We start from the raw sequence: 21,376 nt of genomic DNA on the forward strand, positions 1-21,376 counted from the left end.
GGTGACTGCCATGCCTGGTAATTCTCTATTGGCCTTGTTGGAGTGGATGAAACGCAATCCACACCTGTCGGACTGGGATTTCATTTTCGCGATGTCGCCCGCTACGGTCGGCTCACTGGTCGAGCAAGCCCAAATCAATCACATCATTCAAGGGCGGGATGTGGGTTGGGAACAGCTCAGTATCAGGGTTCCCAGTAGCAAACAAACGCATGTGCTGAACAACTACCGGCTCACAGCGCCGTCTCTAGACTGGCGTGTGGCCTCCTACGATAACCCCAGGGTGAGTTTCAGTTTGGCGGCAGAAGGCGGCACACACATTATTGAGGATGATTTCTACGATGTGCTGGCCGTCTCTGCGCATGATGCGCTCGACGGTTTGCAGGTGCGTGGGCGCACGCGCTTTGATACCGAGTCACTTCGCCTTGGGTTAGACCTGAAACGGCCTGAAGCTGAAAGCCTTGAGTTCGATGTGGGTGACAGTCTTCAGGAACGCTGGGCAGGTGGCCAGCAGCTTGCGGACTTCCTTCAGACCTTGCCTGAGGACCGTGGCCTTTACGCGCTGGCGGCTGTGTCAGCAACGTCCAGTAACCCATTCCTCCAGGTGCGGGGCATCGGGGCGAGGATGCAAACCAGTCGTGTTGACAAGCAAGGTGCGCTGGTTGTTTTTGCGGCGCTTGAGCACGGCCCCCTGGGCCAGTATCCGAGGGAAGATTCGGACTTCCCCTTCCTGCTGCCGGATGCGATGGCGGAGCGTGCGCCGGTCACGTTTTTGCTCTCCCGGCGGTTGTTGCACCGTGCCGCCTATGCCTATGCCTTCGAGACCATGATCGAAGGCGGCATGATCGACTACCGCCTGACGCCGCAGGGTGTGATTCAACGCTTGCAAGCCACTGCTGGAAAGCTTCCGGTCTTTGAGCTTGAACACAAGGGCAACCGCTATGAGTTCAAATCGCAGCGGTTCAGCGTTGAGGCGTGGATGGGCGATACGCCATTGCGCGCCGAGTTCGATGAGGAAGAAGTGCAGCTGAACTGGCACTCTCAGTGCGACCTTGACTTCGACTACAAACCCAAGGGCGAAGAGGGCTGGCGGGGGCTTTCTGGAACATTCGAATTTCACCTGCATCATCGATTCTATTTCTTCCGACCATCCGAGCAAGAGGCAGATGGCGGCTTGCTTATGGCGCAGGTGGCATCGCCTTGGCCGGAGCACGTTGAGGTCACGCTGCGTAAGGGGCTTGAAGGCAATCTTCCCGAGGCGCTGCGTGAGGAGGTCAATCAGTTCGTCGCATTGGTACTTAAGCAGGCACTGCTTGAAGGGTTGTCGCGCACGCTTACGGCGAGAATCCCCGAGAGGGTGCTCGAGGGCGTCAGCCTGGCCGGAAACAACCGCTTCGTTGGACAGGATGTCGAGCTTCCGCATGGCCTGGCGTTGTTCGGGTCGATCGCCAGCAATGCTCAACGCCTGCGTATTCTTGATCAAGGCATACGACTGTCGCCTGGGCAAACACATACGTTCAGGGTCGAATCGCCCTTTGCTTCGGTCAGCTGGGCGCTGGAAGGGATGCCTGGTAATGCAGGTGACATTGGGCAAATCGATCCTGCATCTGGCCGCTACAGCGCCCCGCCGGCCCATGCGTTGCGCTATCGCCAAGCCCGTGTGCTGGTGGTGGCGACCGATAACCAAACCCGCGCTCGCAGTACCTCGATGCTGATCGCCTTACCACAGGGCATCACTGCCAATCCGCAGATTCGTGTCTGTTCCTTCGGCGATCAGCTCACATTCACCGCCGGCGCTCTGGGTGGCGACCCGCAGTGGCGTGTCATTGAGCAGGAAGGAAGCGGGCAAGTGAGCCCCAGTGACGACGGCCGCCGTTGCACCTACACGGCCGGTTGGCAGCTGGATGAGGGGGCCTATCTGCTGGAAAAGATCGAGGTGAAGAACAGTGAAACGGGTGAGCTCACTCATGTTCATGTGCTGGTCATGCAGGAAGAGCCTCTCCTGTATCTGGAGGCAGGAGCACCAAAGCCTGACGGTAGCGTTCAATTGAGTGCGTCCTTCAACGGTACGGACTTCACCCAAAAGGTGATCTGGAAACATCATCTCGGTGACGGCTCCCTGGAAGACACTGGGCTCTACTCGCCACCCGATGACGGCGCCCTTGCATATGCACTGTTTACGGCCGTATTGCCCGATACGCCGTTTGGCGATCTGGAGGGGCATCTGGTACACCCGCTTAATCAAGCAGTGCAGGGCATGTAACGCGCCATCAGTTTGTGATCATTCAACGCATCGAACCGGATGCATCGTCAAGAGGATTAAACCATGTCCAACTCCATGCTAGAAGTGCTGGCGCGTATGTGGGGAAAGTCTGTCACCCTCGGGTGGGGAGCCGTGGCGATATATAGCCGTGAGCGACTCAACCGGTTGCTGCACCAGCAGTATCTGGACCGCTTGGGTGGCCCTCGGGACTTGCCACTGCTGACACTTGAACTGAGCACAGGCACGCGGGAGGCAACTGGGGGCCAGCCCGAGCTTGTCAGTAACGCCCCCTCATTGACTTCGGTCCGCGCCAAGCGTGTCAGCGATTCGCGCGTGCACCTCTCGCTGGATATCGATGAGGGGGCTGCAGTTCAGAGCGATCGTGCCTCAGCGCCCTCCACTGCAATCAGCCTGACAGGAATCGAGCTCGGTACGCCGCTGCTGTCATTCAGCACGGCTTCGGTGACGAATTCCAGGGCCCGCCTGACGATGAGCATCATTGCCGGCACCTGTTCGAGTATCAACAGGGATGACAGTAAGCTGTTCTCGGTATTCAACTTCAGTGAAGCCATGGACTTCCGGGTGGAGATCGATGTGAACCTGGCCATGGTAACCGGTTCGGTGGACCGCAAGGGCCGGGTGACGCTTGACCTTGCCAAGGGCAGTTCGTTTCGGTGCAACCTGTTTGCCGACAACCCCGCTCTCAACGCCCAACTCACTGCCAGCCTTGCCGAGTGGTTCAAAGGGTTGCCAGCACGTTGCAGCCTTTTCGAGCTGGGGGTTATCGACCTTGACGGATATGGCCCGCTGACCCCCACCGGGTTTATTTTGCGAACTCAGGCTGCACCGGGTGCAAAGGTCAGAAGTGCAATAAACTATGGTGATGGTGCGGTACTGGTGTTCATTCGCGTGCGTGCAGATGGCCGGGACGGTGCATCACCCGACCAGCACTTTCCGTATTTGCTACCCGATGGTGACTACTCCGCCACGTTGGTGATTTCCGACCACTTGTTGGGGCATGCCAGCGAAATCGATTTGGTATTGCTCAACAGCATACTCTTCCCGGCCTCCCACGAATTCATTGAGCGCGAGCGGGCTACGCCGTGTGATCTCGCGGTGTTTGGCAACATCAATCCACTGCGTACGACCATGACTGTGCAGCCCTCTGGCCGCGTCATTCACGCCGGTGAGCAAATGCAGTTCAAACTGTATGACGGCACCGGTCGAGAGCAGCGAGCCAGCCGCTGGAGCATCACCGGCTTGACTAATCATACGGCTGCCGCGCAAGGGGACATCACAGCCAAAGGCCTCTATAGCGCGCCTGATGTGGACCACATTGGCCACGAAAGCCTCACGGTGCTGGTCACGGCTGAGTTTGATCAAGGCGGTGAGACGTATATCGCGTCTGCACGTGTGCAAGTCGCTTATGAACGGCTCCAGCTGATGCCACGGGTCGCCAGTTTCGCTCCGAATCAACGAGAAATTCACCTCAGTGCCTGGGAAACGGGTGGGTCAGGAACCATTGATTGGAGATTGCTAGGCGCTGAGCAGGGGGATCTGGGTGTCGTCGACGGGCACTCGGCGGTGTTCGTGCCCTTTGCGGATACCACCTTGAGGCCGCTGGCGGTTCAACAGATTCAGGCAAAGGACAGCGAAGAGGGCACGGCTGCCCTGGTCATGGTCAATGCGCAACAACTGCTCGCGCTTGAGCCGCGTTTCGTGCCGCGGTTGCAATCCCAGGCCAGTGTGAAGCTGGCAGAGACCTCGGGCATGTTGTCGACGCTGCCCAAGCGTTGGCGAATAATGGCTGGGAAGGGTGCGATCAACCAAAGCGGGCAATTTACGGCTTCGGACAACGCCCAAACCCAAAACAGTGTAGTGCTCTGCGAAGTATTGAAGGACGGTGTGGTTTATGCCACTGATTACAGCGTGGTGCAGCAATCACAACTGCAGCAAGAACCTACCTGGAAATCGTTAAAGGTCCACAACATTAAGGTCAAAGGTGGTGCGAGCTTTGGCACGACAGGGGCGCTCTTCCCTAATGGGTTCCAGCAACTGCAGATCGAGGTGACGGTTGATACGGCAGAAGTGGATAATGAGCATTACCCCTTGAGCATTAAAGAACTCAACAGCATTCGTATTTTTGAGAGCCCTGCCCGTCAAGAACTGCCTGATCTGGGAGACGCTGAAGGTATAGAGACTGCTCCACTGCGTTGGGCCACGCGCAAGCGCCGCAATCGCTTCGACCCTGCCATTACTGTCAATCTGCTTTCGTCGATGCCGGCGACGAAGTCTGATACGGAGCAAACCTCGACGTTCTATTTGCATACCCTGGGCACGGCAGGTGAGATCCCTACGTTTTATTCAGGGTTGCAGTCTGACAGTAACCAGTGGTTCTACTCCAACAGTACCAGCGATACGAATTCAAAAATTGAGGTGACAGCGAAGTCGCTTCCTGACTTTACGGATGACGATCTCTACTCGTTCAAAGGCTATCGCGTAGACGGTGGAGGTAACTATTACGAACTTCCTGACCTTCCGGGGCACGATGATTTCTACCTGTTTCCGCGTACGGTGGATTACTGGAAGTTAAAATATAAACTGTCGGCGTTTATGACCTGTGAGTTTGTCCCGTCTGGGCTGGAACCCTTGCCGCCTGATGTGGATGGAAAGTTAAATGTCAGTACGCTCAGTTGGGAGAACAACCACCCTAACGAACAAGGGGTCAGTTTCACAGGTTGGATATTTCATGCGACAACGGAGGAGGGCACTCAACCGCCGACGCATGTATTGTTTGATGATGCATTGAAAAACCGGCTCCCATCCTTGATCGATTTGGAAATTCCCGTGGATTCCAAGGAGTTTGAAGTCGAGACCTTGATCATTACCAACCATCGTCGCGATGACGTGAGCTGGATGGATTCCAAAAAGACCGACGCCATCGAAACGCTCTCTAGAGAAATGGCAGTGCGCTTGCGTGACCGAAACGGAAATCTACATCAGCGAAAGATTTCATTCTTGCCAGAATCGATCGTTGGGCATCGTAATCATCTGAAACACAGTCGGTTTGTGGATGTCACGTCCTCGAATAACGGAGACCGCTAACATGAGCGCATTCAAATGGAGTGTCGCGTTGTGTACAGTCAGTGTTCTGGCGGTCGGGTGCGCCCATGCGGCGCAAACGTCGTCGTCAAATAACACCGTGAAAATTTCGTTTGCTAATAATAGAGACGATGGTCCGGGCAAGGCGTGCACCAAGGAGCTTAAATGGGTTTTCAAAGCACAATTCCATCTTAAGGATATGGCGTGCGGTAACGACCAAGCCTACTGGTTCAAGGTGGAAAATTTCCCCTCTGGAGCACTGCTTTGGCTAGCGGACGATCATCATTGCGCAGACGACGGGAACTTCTTCTTTACCGTGAAAGGCACAAAGCACCCGCTGGGCATGGAATGGATGAAAATTGAGGCACTTGATCATTATGCAGTGGGTGACCAGGTGACTGCTGGCCTGCGGCTCGAGAGTAAAAAGGTGAATGGGCAAATCCATGGAAAGCTGTCCTGCTTTGGATATGAATACTGATAACGCGTTCTGTCACGCTGGTGTCTTTGGAGATACGCCGTCATGAGTAATGTCACGTCCGTCCATTCCAATGCCTTTAGTTTCATGAGTTTTACCCGGGGCGGGGTAGACCCCCGCACCGGGCTGTATACCCTGTCAATCGACTTACCGAGTCTCAAGTCTTATGCCCTGAACGGGCCTGAATTCAAGGTCGGGCTTACGTTTAATCCGCTTAATACTGCCGATTCGGGGTTCGGCAGAGGCTGGAACCTTGGGCTGACGCAATATACCCCACACAATCAGGTGCTGGCCTTGAGTACGGGGGAGTCCTACCGGCTAGAGGACAGTACGCGCGAGGACAAACGCCTGACGGTACCTCAGCAGAAAATCGCCAGTTTCCACGTGTACAAAGAAGGCAATGCCGCGCTGGGGGCGACCACCCGTTTTCGCGTAGAGCATCGCTCGGGGCTCAAGGAAATTCTCGAACTTCAGGGCGGCCGCGTTGCCTTGCCGGTTAGCCTGGTGACGTTGGGCCATAAGCTGAAACTCAAGTATGTCCCCTTTGACAGCGCCCACAGGATGCTAGCTTCGATCAGCGAGGTGGACGATGACGAGACGGAGTTTGAACTGCTCACAATCAACCGTAGCAGCGGACGGGTTGAAATACGTGAACACGCGGCGAGCGTCGGTTCCATCGCGCGATTTATCCTCACCTTGGAGGGCAGTGACAATCGGGTAGCGAAAATCATCTTGCCGACCGCCAACGCTGCCTGTTGGGAGCTGGGTTATCAGTATGATCCAACCCAGAACTACCTCTCCGTCAGTTCGGTCAGGACGCCATCGGGGGCGCGGGAGGACCTTGAATACACTGATGGCGGACACCGTTTCCCGAGCGCCAGTGCCCGGGCAGCCCTGCCACGCGTCAATCGCCATACGAAAACCTTAGGTAAAGCGGACCCAGAGCTGGGAATCGAACACGCCCTGATCGATGTACGTTATGCCTACGACAACAGCGAGCCAGACGGATGGGGGCGCAATAACTTTCTGGGCGATGATGCGACGCCGTGGGGGGAAGACGACGGGCTCGATAACCTTTATAAACGCCAAGGGCGATTTGTTTACGGAACGCTGGAAACACAGTGGGTCGACGATAAACCGGTCAAAGTCACTGAGCGGCGTTTCAACCGCTTTCACCTGTTGACACTGGAAAGCACCCAACAGGGGAATGCGGTGCAGGACACGTTGAACACGTACCCCGTGAATGAAGAAAGGCCGTTCGAGCAGCAACCTGCCAACTATCAGTTGGCCACCGAGGAACAACAGCGCTGGAGGCTGGTAGACAACTCACGCCCGCCTCGCTCGCAATCGGTAGCGTCTACCTATGACAACCACGGCAATCTGATCTGGCGCAAGCGCGCCAATGAGGTTGAGGAAGCCTATGTCTGGTACCCCGTCGAGGGCGAAGAAAATGCATGCCCGCCTGACCCGGAAGGTTTTGTACGACACCTGAAGCAGACCACCCTTACACCCGCGCCCACAGGGTTTGGCAAAGCACCGACCTTGACCCGGCATTACACCTATGTCCGTTTACCAGCAGTGTTTGATAGCGAATACGCTGAGGGCGACCCTGATAATGCATGGAGGGGTTACGGCAGGCACCAAGTCGACAGTGAAACGCTCAAACAGGCTGACCTGTTGCTGGAGCAAACCTGCTACACGATTATCAACAATCCGGCCGATGCGTTCTTGCACGGCCGGATAGAATCTAAAGTTCTCAGTTACCCTGGCGCGGATGGGCCGCTGAGCACAACCACGTCATATGCCTATAGCTTGGTTGATGGTAGCCATGCCGATGAGCGGGTTGTGCAAACCGAGGAAACCGTCACGGGCTACGACGGTGCGGTGAAGATCATTACCTTGCAACACTCGATCATCCACGGCGAGCCAGTGCTCAATCGCGATGACAGCGATGTAGAGATTGCTTACACGTACGACGCACTGCGACGTGTCACGTTCGAGACGGTTGCCCCGGGTACGCAGTACGAGGCGAGTCGCAAGTATGAGTACCACCTGTGTGCCCATGCAAACGACGTGGCTGAGCAGTCGATGTTCGACGTTAAGAGCGTCAAGACCCGTTCAGTCGTCAATGGATTGAACCAGGTTGTCTACGAAGAGCGTAACGATGATGACAGCCGGGTTTTTGCGGGTGCGCCACGGCCTATCTACCGTGCGCACTACAATGGGCTCGGACAACTGCAGACGCAGACTGAGATCGATTGGCTGGGCGACGCGCTGCTCGAACTCACCAGCACGTTCGAGTACGACGACTGGGGCGAACAGTCCTGTGAAACTGGGCCAGACGGTGTGGCCAATTTTGCAGTGACTGATCCACTGGGGACAGCGGAGCACAGAGGGCCCATCACCAAGCGCTGGCGTGTCGGTACCGATGGTAGGCTCAGCGGTGTGTCGCGGACGTGGATCAACCTCTTCGAGGAACCGACACGGATTGAGCGGTACACCGAGGAAGGTGAGGGTGAGGAGGCGATCGAGCACCGAGAAAGCCTCAAAGTACTGAGGTACGACGGGCTCGGCCGTTTGCACCAAGAGCGTGATGGCGAGGGTGGCGCTACGCGCATCAATGAGTACGGCTACGATGCGTTCGACCGCACCCTTGAACATACCTTGCCGGGCGGGGCGATCGTTTACCGCACCTACGCAGGCCACAGTCGCGATGACCTGCCCGTCAGTATCAAAGTGCGCACCGTGTTGCTGGGCACGCAGGCGTTCGATGGCTTGGGCCGACGCACCCGCGCGACTACAGGCTATCGCGAGCAGACATTCAGGTATAAGGACGGCGAACTTCAACCGCGCTGGGTGACGATGCCCAGTGGGGAGGAGGTGACGTATGAGTACTCGCCGGTTTTGAATGAAGAGCCTACAAAGCGGGTGCTGGGCGGTATTGCAGCGAACTATGAGTACGATCGCCAGAACGCGCGCCTGTTGAAGTGCGATGTGCCGGATCAATCGGTCACCCGTGAGTACTTCACCCACGGCGAAGTCAAGTCCGAAGTGCGTGTCGTGGAGGGGGAGCAGTATACGATGCGTTATGATTACAGCTACCGCAGCAGGATGCTGAGCTATACCGATGTGCTCGGACAAACCCAGCAGTACGACTATGACGAAGCCGGGCGGCTCCAACAGACCCGTTTGCAGGGGGCCTTACCGACGAAACGTCGCCGCGCAAGTGTTGTTGGCCCGTTATTGCTTCAGGCTGATTTCACGTATGACGTGTTTGGACGCACGCAGACGTACACCACAACAGATACCCTTACTGGCAATCAGTTGACGACGAGCCTGGAGTATGACGCCTTCGACAGGGAGGTCACGCGTACTTTCAACTTTGGCGATGGCAACATACAGCGATTGACCCAAACGTATGATGCGTTCGACGGTATCGTTGAGCGGCACCTGGAAGACGTGACCGCAGGCGAAACGTTGCGCCAGGAAGGGTATGGCTACGATACGCGAGGCCGTCTGGTCAGATACAGCTGTACGGCTGCCGATAACAGCTCACCGGAAAATCCAGACAACCACTACTGGCCCCAGGACCCGTATGGCAACAAGATCAAGGCGCAGCTGTTTACGTTCAGTGATATCGATAACATCACGGTGGTGCTCAGCACGTTCGTTGACGATTCAAACCGGGCACGGTATTTCTTTGGCGACCCTGCAAAGAAGGAGGATCCTGCGCAGTTATTGAGAATCACCAACACCCACGCCAGTTACGTCAAGGAGATTGCTCTAACTTATGACGCTAATGGCAATTTGACCACTGATGAGGCGGGGCGCTCGCTGCGTTACGACGCGCTCAATCGCTTGCTGGAGGTTCGACTGGGTGCGGGTAGTGCCAATGATCCTGGCGTCGGCGCTTCCTATCATTACGATGCAGAGAATATTTTAAGCGGTACGTCACCGCTTTAGAGTGATTGCGTCAACGGGTTGCAACCCTTCCGGCTGGCAGTGTTCGTCACTGCCAGCTGGCCTTTCGATTGCCTTTAGCGATAGCGCACCACGAAGTTGAGTGCGCCCTTGGCAAGCCCGGCCCGTACGGCATGGCTGTCCTCGGTTTGGTGAAAGCTGGCACTGAGGTTGAGTACGGTGTTGCCAGTGCTCAAGGGCACCATTTGCTCTTCAGTCTGCAGAGGCATCGGCCGGCCATCCTGCTTGAATACCTGGATACCAACACCTGCAGCATCTGAGTCGGCGGTGAGGCTGAAGACACCATTTGCGATGGGGCCGATCGGCAGCGAGCCATTCTTGCCATCCAATTCCAGTGTTGCGAAGGCGTTCTGGTCAGGGTCGGTCTGGCAAGCGGAAAGAGTGATCTGGAAGTCAACCTTCGGCGTCGTATAACCGACGTGGGTAAAGTCCGACCGGCTGAATTCACCCAACGGTACCGGATTGGGCGTAACGGCGTCAGCACCTACGCTGCACTGCGATTGAATGACTTCGGCGCGCAGACGGTACCTGAAAGCGTCACCGATATTGTCGAAGTCCAGGTGGCCACGAAACATCTCTGCATCGATCTGATGAATACCGGGATCGACTGGGCCGGTCCTGACCAGGATCACCCGGTTTATCAGGCTGATAAGGTTAAACGCCGAAAACTGATGTTGCGTATCACGCACTGTGTTGAATGGCACCCAGTTATGCCCGTCCTCGGAGCGGAAGTCGGCGCCTGCTTCGCTATTGAAATGTGAAATCAGTTGGATTCGGGCGCCGATGCCAGGGATGTTGGTCGGCAGAATCTGGCCAGGTTCACTGTAGATGGCGAGCGGCAAGGGTGGGCGAGTGGGGATCAAGCTGAACCTCATGATCGCTTGACCTCCATTCCAGCATTCCAACGTCCGCCTCTCGTTGGTGGGGATACTCGAACGGCCGGCATCAAAGAACGCATTGCCTACAACGGCGTCGCGAGGCATGAATACCGTGTTGAGGTTTCGCTCGAACGTTACAGGGCCGCCCCCTCCATCCTGGAAACGACAATAGGAATCCTGGGCGTGGCTGACGGACGATACGAGGCCAAGCAACAATCCCAGTGGCAGGGCGATACGGGAGAGAGTGATCATGCCGATTCCTTGATGCCAGCTTGGCTGCACGTCAGGGTTTGCAGGTAATAGCCCTCTGTGCGTTGCATTGATTGTGGGTCGACGTCTACCTGGCAGCGTTGGTCGTCTTGGTTGCCCCAGCTGAGCGTAAGTGTCTGCGCCCCATCGACGGCGCTCAACAGCACCAAACCTGCTTGCCCGACCATGCCCACCTGTACCGCATTGGCATCCAGGACCAGACTGCCGAATGGCACGGGAGCGCCGTTTTGGTGCAGCAGGGTAAGCACCCAGCGTGAAACATGACGGGCATTGAAGTGGTGCTTCACAATGGCTCCGCGTCGCGGCACGACCTGAGCGCTACCGTTGTCGATTTCAACATCAGGGCCAAGCCGCTCGGTTTGCAGTGTCAGCGTATTGTTGCGGTAGGGTTGCAGGTGCGAAACGATCGCGTATCCCCGTTCATTGGTTCGCGCGCCTGCACTGTTCAGCACGCCGACGTCGGCGATTCCGGGAACCTCGATTAAGCCTGCGGTATCGCCCAGATAGGTACCGAACGCCAAGCCGTCGGCATGCAGTAGCAAGGCGCCGCTGGCGTTGAGCGACAGGCTGCGGTAGTCGGTGCTATCGCTTAGCCCCGTCCCGAAGCTTGCGTAGTCGGTCCTGTAGCCCAATGCCAGTGCAGCGGTTCGCTGACGGCGTTCATCTTGACTGATGCTGGTGTTGTAGCTCAGCTGGCCGTCGCGGGCGCTGCCGCTCAAGGCGGCGCGTTGACTGTAGCCGTGCGCCTGTTTTTGTACATCGAACGTGGCATTGGCCGAGCGACCGAAGTCCAAGGGCATTGACAGGCTCAGGCCGAATTGACGATCGCTGCCGCGCGTGTCAGTCAGCGACTGAGAGGCAAACAGGTTATAGCTGATACCGGCATGGTAGGTATTGAAACCCAGCTGATACTGACGCTGGGTGTTGTCCAGTCGCCAGTATTGCTGTTGCGACAAGGTTAGGCTCAAGCTATGGCGCTGGCCGAGGCGCTGATGCACCGAAGCTTCCATGCGGCTGCGGCGGCTGCCCATGAACGTTGTGGCGTGGCTGCGTTGCTGGACAGCTTCGCTGAAGTCCCGGTAGTCCTCGGTCGAATAGCGATAACCCGCGAATCGCAGGTTGGTACCCGTACTGAAGGCCTTGCCGTACTTAAGGGCATAGCTTTGGCCTTGGACATCGGTGCTACCGGCAACCTCAATTTGGCTGTTGGCCTGAGTGACATCAAACGAAAGGGCTCCCAGGCTGCCCAGGTCCTTACCAACACCCAAATTGGTGGCACGGTAGTATTGGCTGGCCATCAGGCCGCCAAACAGCGTCAGATCCCATTCCATGCCTCGACTGAAGGTGGCCTGCCAGATTAATGGCTTATCCACGCCGCTGGCCGGGTTGTATTGGCCAAGCGTGGCGGTGTAACGCCACGTTCCCTGACGCAGCAGGTTAGTCAGGGTGGAATAGGGCTGGATGAACCGTCGCACTTGGCCATCGGCTTCGGTCAGTACTACTTCCAGCTCACCGTTGCCTACGGCACTCAAGTCTTCGATGGCATACGGCCCCGGGCTGACATAGGTCGCGTAGATGGGGTAGCCATTTTGCCAGACTTCCAGTTTCGCGCGAGTCTGCGCGACTCCCCGGATGACCGGTGCATAACCTTGAAGGGCATCGGGCAGCATGCTCATGTCCGAGGCCACGCGAACCCCGGTGATCGGCACGCCGTTGAAGATGTCGCTGTCAGTGAAGGTCTCGCCCAGGGTGAGGTTGGCGCGGTTGCCAGGCAGGTCACGCTGGGCATGGGTTTGCGCGCGCGCCCACTCGCGCGTGCCATTGCTGTCTTGGCGCCACGACTGGGTGGTGCGCAGTCGCCAGTCGCCGAGGTTGATGCCACCGTTGAGGTACAGGTCGTCGTTGCTGTAGCGGCCCCTGTAGCGGCTATTCCCCTGCAGGGTGGACGCTTGGTAATTGAGGAAGGCAGCATTGATGCCGCTGTCCCAGCGCGAAGGATCGACACTGCCTGTGATATCACGGCGCATGGCGATCTGCGGTATGGAGATAGATAGACGCAGGCGGCTGCTGTCGAAGTCGACGCGTGCACCAGGGATTGCCGACGCCAGGTCCAGGCAGGCCTGTTTGGCATCTCCTGCCACGGCCAGGGCGTCCAGGCGCAGCCCCCACTCCCCGAGGCGTGTGGATGGTAGGCAAGGTTGCAATGCGTTGTCGGCATCAGCCTGAAAATCGAGTTCATGGCGGCCGGCCGGTTGCAAGTTGACCAGCACGGTCACCGGATAGCGCCCCGGTGCGAGGCTTTGTTCGCTTGCCAGAAAACTGAGCGCATGTACACCCGCCCCATTGGACTCACGGAGGAAGCCCGATTCGAAGCCAGGGTTGGAGTTCGCCTCCACGATAGGGATGTGGTGCAGTGCAGCGAGGCTACCGGTCAGGTACAGCAATACGTGACGCCGGCCGCAGATCGACCAGCGCTTGGAAAAGGGGGGCATGAAAGCGACTCCTTGCGGTGTGACGCGGTGCGGCTCTAGCGAGTCGATTGAAGCGGCAAAGTCATCGGTTGGGTGTAACCGCCAAAATCGTTGATCACGGAGAAAAGAACGCTGGATGTTTCGTTCAAGTGCATCCCCGCCAGCGGGTAGGCCTGCTGAGACAGCGGCGCGAGCATTTCCGGGCTGCTGATTTTGTGGAGGTGGCCGTTGGTGCTGACTTCCAGCCGAATGAAGGTGATATGGAAGGGGGTCGGGTTATTGACCAGCAGTTGTTTTACGGCCTGGCTTTCATTAACGGAAAATGTTAAAGACTTGAGTTGCTCGGTTGGCTTGCCTTTAAGGTGTTGCGGCCGATAGAACAGTTTGATCCGCGTACGCATGGCAATATTGAGTTGATTACCGGGCTCCGTGCTGGCGTGTGGGATTTCCTGCAAGTTAAAGAAGAATAGCGACTCTCGATCTTGCGGTAATGCATTGGGCAGCGCGTTGATTTGCAGAAGTTGTTCGCTGTTGGGGTTGATCTTGAACAGCGGTGGGGAGGTCGCAAATGGAACAGTGGTGGTGGTGTCATCCGTCTCCGTGTTGATCCACGTCTGTACGGCGTAGCTGCTGTTGGATGGGTTTCTGACGACAACGGAGGTATTGCGTTTATCGCTGTCGAATACGATGCGTGTATTGTTCAATGTCAAGGCGGCATGGCCGGCCATCGACAGCGTGAGCGTCGCCAGGGTCAGGCAGGCGCAAGCGACGACACGAACGGGTATCGTGAGTATGAACTGTTTGATCATCGGATAACTCGCTGCATCCAGGCGCATCAACTACGCCTGGATGGTTTGGCTAGTGCCAATAGGCACACAGGTAGTGCATGTGCTTAGCGATAAGCGACGGTGTAACGAACCTTGGCCGATGCAAGCCCTGGTGTGACGCCTGTGGCCGTAGAACGGTAGTAGGCATCAAAGCGAAGGTCGGTCGGCCCTGTAGCGTTGAGGGGGTAATCAACCGAGGTGCCACCGGGCGCGATCGATGTGTTGGAGATGTCTTTGATGACGATAGAGACGTTGGTTGCCGCGCCGGAAATGGGGTCTACCCTGAAGTAGTCGCCGCTGGCGTCGGCAGCACCGTCGAACTGGACGAAGGCGTTGTCTTGGGTGATGGCGCAGACATTTTTGTCCGGCACGCGGATGTCAAAAGATGCTCCACGGACTTCAATATTGGCGGCGGTGAATCGACCCACGGGAATATCGCCCATGGCAACACGGTCATTCACACTGCCGTCACCGGGATTGACGATTTCGATAGGGCAAGTTTCCGGCGTGATAGTACCTTCGAAGAGTACCGATCCGCTGGTAGCAAATGCGGAATTGCCTGCCAGGCCGGCAAGCAGGCCGAGCGATAGAGTAGCTAACGACTTTTTCATGACATAACCTGATTGAGTAGCTCAGTTTGGTTTCAGTGCAAGGTGCTGACTGGTTTGTTGGCCAGTCTTTGCCTCGGCGCTGATTCTAAGTGTCATGAGTTTTATTAAGCTGTAGGAATAAGTTAGATCGCTGTGCGACTTTTCACTTTGTTACATTTCTTGCACATGTAACGTTGTAGATGCGCCTTGGTGAGGCCAAGACGCATGAGCTGTATCAGTGTCTGTTGCCGGGTGCGGCTTGGCTCAGCAGTTGTTTTTCCAGGTACCAATCGAAGGGCTCGCCGCTGGATTCAGCCTCATGGCGACGCTCTTCCAGTTGCTGGTAAAGGTCCAGTTCTTCGTCCGGCATGAAGTGCAGGCAGTCGCCGGCAAAGAACCACAGCAGGTCACGTGGCACCAGATGAGCGATCTGCGGGTAGCGCTGGATCACCTGGCAGATCAGGTCTTGGCCCAGGTACTGGCTCTCCAGTGGATCCTGCGGCAACAGCGTCAGCAGTTCGTCGAAGCGTTCGAGGAACAGGGCGTGGCTTTCTTCCGGCACCTGCTCTGCCTCGCCCAGCGCCACCAGAATGGTGCGCAGGTGCTGGAGCAGTTGCAGGTGGTATTCCAGGTTGGGGTTGGCCATGGAATGGGTCCTCGGTATGGCTGAAACGGGGGGCGGAGTATACGCGCCCCCCAAGTGCTCGCGAAGGGTCAGCGCACCTTGCCAGGTTCGGCGAGTAGCTGCACTTTGTCGAAGGCATCGACATCGATCACCTTGCGCCGCGCCTGTTCGGCTTCGTGCAGGCGTTGGCCTTCGCCGGGTTGCAGCACGCCTGCCTCGACGGCGGCGTCGAGGCCGGACTGGCCGGGGCCTGGCCGGACTTTCCCTTCCTTGATGGCCTGGTGCAGTGCCTTGCCTAGCGGCGCTGTATCGTCGAGCAGGTCGCAGGCCCGTTGCAGCGCTGCGACCGGGTCGTCTTCTGCCTGCGGGCGGTAGCAGCCTGCCAGCAGTTCTTCCAGTGCTGGGTCGCCCTTGCGCCGGCCAATCAGTTCCGCCACTTCGGCGTCCAGTTCATCGCTGGGGCCGGTGTGGCAGCGGCCGAAGGGGAAGACCAGCACGCGCAGGGCGCAGCCGACGAAGCGGTTGGGGAAGTTGTCGAGAAGCCGGTCGAGCGCCTGCTCGGCCTTGCCCAGGCTCTCTTCCATAGCCCAGCGCAGAAGAGGTTGCATGTGCTCCGGCGAGCCGAGGTCGTGATACCGCTTGAGTGCCGCGCTGGACAGATACAGGTAGCTCAGCACGTCACCCAGGCGAGCGCTCAGGCGCTCGCGGCGCTTGAGTGCACCGCCCAACAGCATCATCGACAAATCTGCCAGCAGAGCAAACGCTGCAGCCTGGCGATTCAAGGCACGGAAATAGCCCTGGCTCAAGGCATCGCCTGGCACCCGTTCGAGGCGCCCCAGCCCCAGGCCGAGCACGATGGTGCTGGCGGCGTTGCCGGCAGCGAACATGATGTGCTTCATTAGCAGCTCATCGAACTCGACCAGCGCCTGCTCACGGTCTTCGCGGCCGGCCAGTGCCATTTCCTTGAGCACGAACGGATGACAGCGAATGGCGCCTTGGCCAAAGATCATCAGGTTACGCGAGAGGATGTTGGCCCCCTCGACGGTGATGAAGATCGGCGCACCTTGCCAATTGCGCCCCAGGTAGTTGTTCGGGCCCATGATGATGCCCTTGCCGCCGTGCACGTCCATGGCGTGCTGGATGCACTCGCGGCCACGTTCGGTCAGGTGATACTTGAGGATCGCCGACAGCACCGAAGGTTTTTCACCCAGGTCGACGGCTTTGGCGGTGAGCAGGCGGGCGCTGTCCATCAGCCAGGCATTGCCGCCAATGCGCGCCAATGACTCCTGGATGCCCTCGAAGGCTGCCAGCGGCACGTTGAACTGTTCGCGGATATTGGCGTACTGGCCCGTCACCAGGCTGGTGTACTTGGCGGCACCAGTGCCCACGGCGGGCAGCGAGATGGAGCGGCCCACCGACAGGCAGTTCATCAGCATCATCCAGCCCTTGCCGAGCATGGCCTGGCCGCCGATCAGCATGTCTAGCGGCACGAACACGTCCTTGCCGCTGTTGGGGCCGTTCATGAAGGCGGCGCCGAGCGGCAGGTGGCGCTTGCCGATCTCCACGCCCGGGGTGTCGGTAGGAATCAGCGCCAGGCTGATGCCCAAGTCCTCTTCGTCGCCCAGCAAGTGCTCCGGGTCGTAGGCCTTGAACGCCAGGCCGAGCAGGGTCGCGACCGGGCCGAGGGTGATATAGCGTTTTTCCCAGTTCAGGCGCAGCCCGATGACTTCTTCGCCTTGCCAATGGCCTTTGCAGATGATGCCGGTATCCGGCATGGCGCCGGCATCTGAGCCCGCCAGTGGGCCGGTCAGGGCGAAGCAGGGGATCTCGTCGCCGCGTGCCAGGCGCGGCAGGTAGTGGCTGCGTTGTTCATCGGTGCCGTAGTGCAGCAGCAGTTCGGCCGGGCCGAGCGAGTTGGGCACCATCACCGTCGAGGCCAGGTCGCCGCTGCGGGTGGCCAGTTTCATTGCAACCTGCGAGTGGGCGTAGGCCGAGAAGCCCTTGCCGCCGTATTCCTTGGGGATGATCAGGGCGAAGAAGCCCTGCGCTTTGATGTGCGCCCAGGCTTCAGGGGGCAGGTCCATGTCCTGGCCGATCTGCCAGTCGCTGACCATGGCGCACAGTTCTTCAGTGGGGCCGTCGATGAAGGCCTGTTCTTCTTCAGTCAGTTTCGGTGCCGGGTAGGCCAGCAAGGTGCGCCAGTCGGGGCGGCCGCTGAACAATTCGCCATCCCACCAGACGGTGCCGGCGTCGATGGCTTCGCGCTCGGTCTGCGACATGGGCGGCAGGGTACGCTGGAACCACTTGAACACTGGGCCGGTGAACACCTTGCGCCGCCATTCCGGCAGGGCCACCACGGCGATTTTCACGGCCAGCACGACCCACAGCAGGGCCAGCAGCCAGCCGGGTGCGCTGCTGAAAATACCCATCAGCAGCACGTAGGCTGCCATGGTGCCCAGTATCTGCAAGGGCGCCAGGCGCCGGTGCGTGAGGTATGCCGCGCCGATCACCAGTACCACCAACCACAACAGCAACATAATCGGTCCTCCTTGGAACCAAGGGCTTGAGCCGTCCCAGACAGCTTAGACGCAACGCTGTGAACGGCCTGTTCAGAACAGTGACAGGGTGTGGCGGTGGGAGTTTCAGATCATTGTTCGCCTGTGCCGGCCCTTTCGCGGGTAAGCCCGCTCCCACAGGATTACGGTGGCTTGAAGATTGGGGTGCTGCCTGGGGGAGCGGGCTTGCCCGCGAAGAGGCCAGTACAGGCAATAAGACTCTGGAGTAGACTGGACCACCTCTGCATTCATAAGGACGTTGCCATGCTGAAGATCTGGGGCCGCAAGAATTCGAGCAATGTGCGCAAGGCGCTGTGGATCGCCCACGAACTGGGCCTTGATTTCGAATCCATCGACGCCGGCGGCGCCTTCGGCGTGGTCAACGAGCCGCATTACCGCGCCCGCAACCCCAACGGCCTGGTGCCGATGCTCGAAGACGGCGACCTGACGCTGTGGGAGTCCAACACCATCGTCCGTTACCTGTGCGCCGAGTACGGCGCCGAGCAGGGCTGGTACCTGGAAGACCCGCGCCAGCGCGCCTTGGCCGACAAGTGGATGGACTGGACCACCTCGTCCTTCGCCACCCCCTTCCGCCCGCTGTTCTGGGGCCTGCTGCGCACGCCGGAAGACCAGCGCGACTGGGTCGCGATCAACGCCGCGCACAAGCAGTGCGCGCAATTGCTGGCCATCGCCGACGAAACCCTGGCCCAGCAACCGTACCTGTCCGGTGACCAGATCGGCATGGGCGACATCCCACTGGGTAGCTTCATCTACGCCTGGTTCGAAATGCCCATCGAACGCCCGGCCATGTATCACCTGGAGGCCTGGTACGCGCGCCTGAAGCAGCGCCCGGCCTACCAGGCGGCCGTGATGACCGCGCTGACTTGAACCTGCCTCGATAGTCATTATCAATACATGTGACTGTACTTGTGTGGCCGGGCCTTGCACCATGGCCGCACTCACTGCGCCAGTGACTTTGCCTGGCGTGTCCTGAACCTTTTTTTTCGGTAAATGGCCCGCTATGAGTTCCGCCCTGTCCATTCGACAGCTGACCAAGACCTACGGTAATGGCTTCCAGGCCCTCAAGGGCATCGACCTGGACGTTGCCGAAGGCGACTTCTTCGCCTTGCTCGGCCCCAACGGCGCCGGCAAATCCACCACCATCGGTATTCTTTCGACCCTGGTCAACAAGACCAGCGGCACGGTGAACGTATTCGGCCACGACCTGGACCGCGAGCCTTCGGCGCTCAAGCGCTGCCTGGGCGTGGTGCCGCAAGAGTTCAACTTCAACCAGTTCGAGAAGGTCTTCGACATCGTCGTCACCCAGGCAGGCTACTACGGCATCCCGCCAAAGCTCGCCAAGGAGCGCGCCGAGCAGTACCTGACCCAGCTGGGGCTGTGGGACAAGCGTGACGTGCCTTCCCGCTCGTTGTCGGGTGGCATGAAGCGCCGCCTGATGATCGCCCGTGCCTTGATCCACGAACCGCGCCTGCTGATTCTCGATGAGCCCACCGCGGGTGTGGACATCGAGCTGCGCCGTTCGATGTGGAGCTTCCTCACCGAGCTCAACCAGAAGGGCATCACCATCATCCTGACCACGCACTACCTGGAAGAGGCCGAGCAGCTGTGCCGCAACATCGGCATCATCGACCACGGCACCATCGTCGAGAACACCAGCATGCGACAGCTGCTGGGCAAGCTGCATGTCGAAACCTTCGTCCTCGACATCAAGCAGGACCTGGCCTCGGCGCCTGTGCTGCAAGGCTACCCGTGCCGGCTGCTGACCCCGCACACCCTGGAAGTGCAGGTGGAGAAGGACATCGGCATTACCGCGCTGTTCGGCCAGCTGGCGCTGCAGAACATCGAGGTGCAAAGCCTGCGTAACAAGACCAACCGACTCGAGGAGCTGTTCGTGTCCCTGGTGGAAAAAAACCTGTCGAAGGTGGCCGTATGAGTGTGGAACTGCGCACCAATTGGGTCGCCCTGAACACCATCGTCTACCGCGAAGTGCGGCGCTTTTTGCGCATCTGGCCACAGACCCTGCTGCCCCCAGCGATCACCATGGTCCTGTACTTCGTCATTTTCGGTAACCTGATCGGTCGGCAGATCGGCGACATGGGCGGCTTCACCTACATGCAGTACATCGTGCCGGGGCTGATCATGATGTCGGTGATCACCAACTCCTACGGTAACGTGGTGTCGAGCTTTTTCGGTAGCAAGTTCCAGCGCTCCATCGAGGAGCTGATGGTGTCCCCGGTGTCGCCACACACCATTCTCGTGGGGTATGTGCTGGGTGGCGTGCTGCGTGGCTTGGCGGTCGGGGTGATCGTCACCATCCTGTCGATGTTCTTCACCGACCTGCAGGTGCATCACCTGGGTGTGACCGTGGTCGTGGTGCTGCTGACGGCAACCATCTTCTCGTTACTGGGCTTCGTCAACGCGGTGTTCGCGCGCAACTTCGACGATATCTCGATCATCCCTACCTTCGTGCTGACGCCGCTGACTTACCTGGGCGGGGTGTTCTACTCGATCAACCTGCTGCCGCCGTTCTGGCAGACCGTGTCATTGGCCAACCCGGTGCTGCACATGGTCAACTCGTTCCGCTACGGCATCCTAGGGGTGTCGGATATCAGTATCGGGACGGCGATCACCTTTATGTTGGTGGCTACCGCAGTGCTGTACACCCTGTGCATCCGCCTGCTGGTCAGCGGCCGCGGCATGCGCGCCTGAGCCTTTGAGTTTGCGCCGGCGCCACTGCCGGCCCACCCACCAACGCCAGTACAGCAAGGTGCTGAAGTAGGCGAGGATGCCCAGCACCACGCCACACACCACCGAGCCGAGCAGGAACGGTTGCCACAGGGTCGACAGCTGGTCGGTGATCCATTCGAAGGTCAGGTCGTCGGGCAGGGTGCGCGGCGGGATCTGCAGCAGCCAGGCGCCGGTCATGTAGGTGACGAAGAACACCGGTGGCATGGTCAGCGGGTTGGTCAGCCACACCAGGCTGACCGCGATCGGCAGGTTGCCGCGCACCGGGATCGCCAGCGCAGCGGCCAGCAGCATCTGCATGGGGATGGGGATCAGCGCCGCGAACAGGCCCACCCCCATGGCCCGGGCCACCGAGTGCCGGTTCAGGTGCCAGAGGTTCGGGTCGTGCAGCAACGTGCCGAAAAAGCGTAAGGACTTGTGTTCCCGAATGCTGGTCGGATCCGGCATGTAGCGTTTGAAAAGTCGGCGCGGCATGTAGGCTCCCGGGGCGTTGATCGGGGCAGTATGCCTTGATTCCTTAACGGCCTCGTTTAGAGTTTGTGACAATTGTTGAGCAAGCTTTGCCGGCATTTGCGC

The 21,376-nt window shown here is 58.6% G+C and carries 14 protein-coding genes; 7 read left to right on the plus strand and 7 right to left on the minus strand.

All coding sequences use genetic code 11. The features are described from left to right. Window positions 1-10 precede the first annotated feature (10 nt). From MFF34_RS20590 to MFF34_RS20605, 4 genes are all read left to right on the plus strand, one after another. A complete protein-coding gene (locus MFF34_RS20590) occupies window positions 11-2,260 on the plus strand; it encodes a hypothetical protein (RefSeq protein WP_238216159.1) in 2,250 nt (749 codons plus the stop codon). Window positions 2,261-2,323: 63 nt separating this feature from the next. Then, on the plus strand, window positions 2,324-5,365 hold the full coding sequence (locus tag MFF34_RS20595; RefSeq protein ID WP_238216161.1) for a hypothetical protein: 3,042 nt from the start codon (window positions 2,324-2,326) through the stop codon (window positions 5,363-5,365). 1 nt (window position 5,366) lies between these two features. Continuing rightward, entirely contained in the window at window positions 5,367-5,840 is a 474-nt protein-coding gene (locus tag MFF34_RS20600) for a hypothetical protein (RefSeq protein WP_238216163.1), read from the plus strand. 42 nt (window positions 5,841-5,882) lie between these two features. Further along, window positions 5,883-9,800, plus strand: a complete 3,918-nt coding sequence (locus MFF34_RS20605) for an RHS repeat domain-containing protein (protein WP_238216165.1) — start codon at window positions 5,883-5,885, stop codon at window positions 9,798-9,800. 74 nt (window positions 9,801-9,874) lie between these two features. Here the strand turns inward: MFF34_RS20605 and MFF34_RS20610 are convergent, their stop codons facing one another. The 6 genes from MFF34_RS20610 to MFF34_RS20635 form a co-directional block, all read right to left on the minus strand. Then, entirely contained in the window at window positions 9,875-10,948 is a 1,074-nt protein-coding gene (locus MFF34_RS20610; protein ID WP_238216167.1) for a fimbrial protein, read from the minus strand. Continuing rightward, window positions 10,945-13,458: a fimbria/pilus outer membrane usher protein gene (locus MFF34_RS20615; protein WP_238216168.1), complete on the minus strand. Its 2,514-nt coding sequence runs from the start codon at window positions 13,456-13,458 to the stop codon at window positions 10,945-10,947. The genes MFF34_RS20610 and MFF34_RS20615 overlap by 4 nt, the downstream gene beginning before the upstream one ends. A gap of 35 nt (window positions 13,459-13,493) precedes the next feature. Next, on the minus strand, window positions 13,494-14,273 hold the full coding sequence (locus tag MFF34_RS20620; RefSeq protein ID WP_374707415.1) for a molecular chaperone: 780 nt from the start codon (window positions 14,271-14,273) through the stop codon (window positions 13,494-13,496). Between the two features lie 56 nt (window positions 14,274-14,329). After that, entirely contained in the window at window positions 14,330-14,875 is a 546-nt protein-coding gene (locus tag MFF34_RS20625) for a fimbrial protein (RefSeq protein WP_238216171.1), read from the minus strand. A 214-nt stretch (window positions 14,876-15,089) separates the two neighbouring features. Beyond that, complete coding sequence (locus tag MFF34_RS20630; protein WP_238216172.1) at window positions 15,090-15,500, minus strand: PA2817 family protein; 411 nt, start codon at window positions 15,498-15,500, stop codon at window positions 15,090-15,092. A 68-nt stretch (window positions 15,501-15,568) separates the two neighbouring features. Next, window positions 15,569-18,016, minus strand: a complete 2,448-nt coding sequence (locus tag MFF34_RS20635) for an acyl-CoA dehydrogenase (RefSeq protein ID WP_238216174.1) — start codon at window positions 18,014-18,016, stop codon at window positions 15,569-15,571. 282 nt (window positions 18,017-18,298) lie between these two features. On the opposite strand from MFF34_RS20635, the gene MFF34_RS20640 reads away from it, so the two are divergent. From MFF34_RS20640 to MFF34_RS20650, 3 genes are all read left to right on the plus strand, one after another. Next, window positions 18,299-18,922, plus strand: a complete 624-nt coding sequence (locus MFF34_RS20640) for a glutathione S-transferase (RefSeq protein WP_099453294.1) — start codon at window positions 18,299-18,301, stop codon at window positions 18,920-18,922. A gap of 133 nt (window positions 18,923-19,055) precedes the next feature. Beyond that, entirely contained in the window at window positions 19,056-19,988 is a 933-nt protein-coding gene (locus tag MFF34_RS20645) for an ABC transporter ATP-binding protein (RefSeq protein ID WP_238216176.1), read from the plus strand. Continuing rightward, entirely contained in the window at window positions 19,985-20,764 is a 780-nt protein-coding gene (locus MFF34_RS20650; protein WP_016500910.1) for an ABC transporter permease, read from the plus strand. The genes MFF34_RS20645 and MFF34_RS20650 overlap by 4 nt, the downstream gene beginning before the upstream one ends. Here the strand turns inward: MFF34_RS20650 and MFF34_RS20655 are convergent. Continuing rightward, the gene (locus MFF34_RS20655) at window positions 20,648-21,274 is read right to left on the minus strand and encodes a DUF2062 domain-containing protein (protein ID WP_143491078.1); all 627 of its coding nucleotides are present in this window, start codon (window positions 21,272-21,274) and stop codon (window positions 20,648-20,650) included. The genes MFF34_RS20650 and MFF34_RS20655 overlap by 117 nt on opposite strands. Between the last annotated feature and the right edge of the window lie 102 nt (window positions 21,275-21,376).

This window comes from Pseudomonas sp. PAGU 2196, from assembly GCF_022179005.1.
Lineage (GTDB): Bacteria > Pseudomonadota > Gammaproteobacteria > Pseudomonadales > Pseudomonadaceae > Aquipseudomonas > Aquipseudomonas kermanshahensis.

Excerpts from the sequence above, each read along its gene's own strand:
- MFF34_RS20605 (WP_238216165.1), top strand. The coding sequence starts at position 5,883 with ATGAGTAATGTCACGTCCGTCCATTCCAATGCCTTTAGTTTCATGAGT.
- MFF34_RS20625 (WP_238216171.1), bottom strand. The coding sequence starts at position 14,875 with ATGAAAAAGTCGTTAGCTACTCTATCGCTCGGCCTGCTTGCCGGCCTG.
- MFF34_RS20620 (WP_374707415.1), bottom strand. The coding sequence starts at position 14,273 with ATGCGCCTGGATGCAGCGAGTTATCCGATGATCAAACAGTTCATACTC.
- MFF34_RS20600 (WP_238216163.1), top strand. The coding sequence starts at position 5,367 with ATGAGCGCATTCAAATGGAGTGTCGCGTTGTGTACAGTCAGTGTTCTG.
- MFF34_RS20655 (WP_143491078.1), bottom strand. The coding sequence starts at position 21,274 with ATGCCGCGCCGACTTTTCAAACGCTACATGCCGGATCCGACCAGCATT.
- MFF34_RS20615 (WP_238216168.1), bottom strand. The coding sequence starts at position 13,458 with ATGCCCCCCTTTTCCAAGCGCTGGTCGATCTGCGGCCGGCGTCACGTA.
- MFF34_RS20640 (WP_099453294.1), top strand. The coding sequence starts at position 18,299 with ATGCTGAAGATCTGGGGCCGCAAGAATTCGAGCAATGTGCGCAAGGCG.
- MFF34_RS20610 (WP_238216167.1), bottom strand. The coding sequence starts at position 10,948 with ATGATCACTCTCTCCCGTATCGCCCTGCCACTGGGATTGTTGCTTGGC.
- MFF34_RS20590 (WP_238216159.1), top strand. The coding sequence starts at position 11 with ATGCCTGGTAATTCTCTATTGGCCTTGTTGGAGTGGATGAAACGCAAT.
- MFF34_RS20635 (WP_238216174.1), bottom strand. The coding sequence starts at position 18,016 with ATGTTGCTGTTGTGGTTGGTGGTACTGGTGATCGGCGCGGCATACCTC.
- MFF34_RS20645 (WP_238216176.1), top strand. The coding sequence starts at position 19,056 with ATGAGTTCCGCCCTGTCCATTCGACAGCTGACCAAGACCTACGGTAAT.
- MFF34_RS20595 (WP_238216161.1), top strand. The coding sequence starts at position 2,324 with ATGTCCAACTCCATGCTAGAAGTGCTGGCGCGTATGTGGGGAAAGTCT.
- MFF34_RS20630 (WP_238216172.1), bottom strand. The coding sequence starts at position 15,500 with ATGGCCAACCCCAACCTGGAATACCACCTGCAACTGCTCCAGCACCTG.
- MFF34_RS20650 (WP_016500910.1), top strand. The coding sequence starts at position 19,985 with ATGAGTGTGGAACTGCGCACCAATTGGGTCGCCCTGAACACCATCGTC.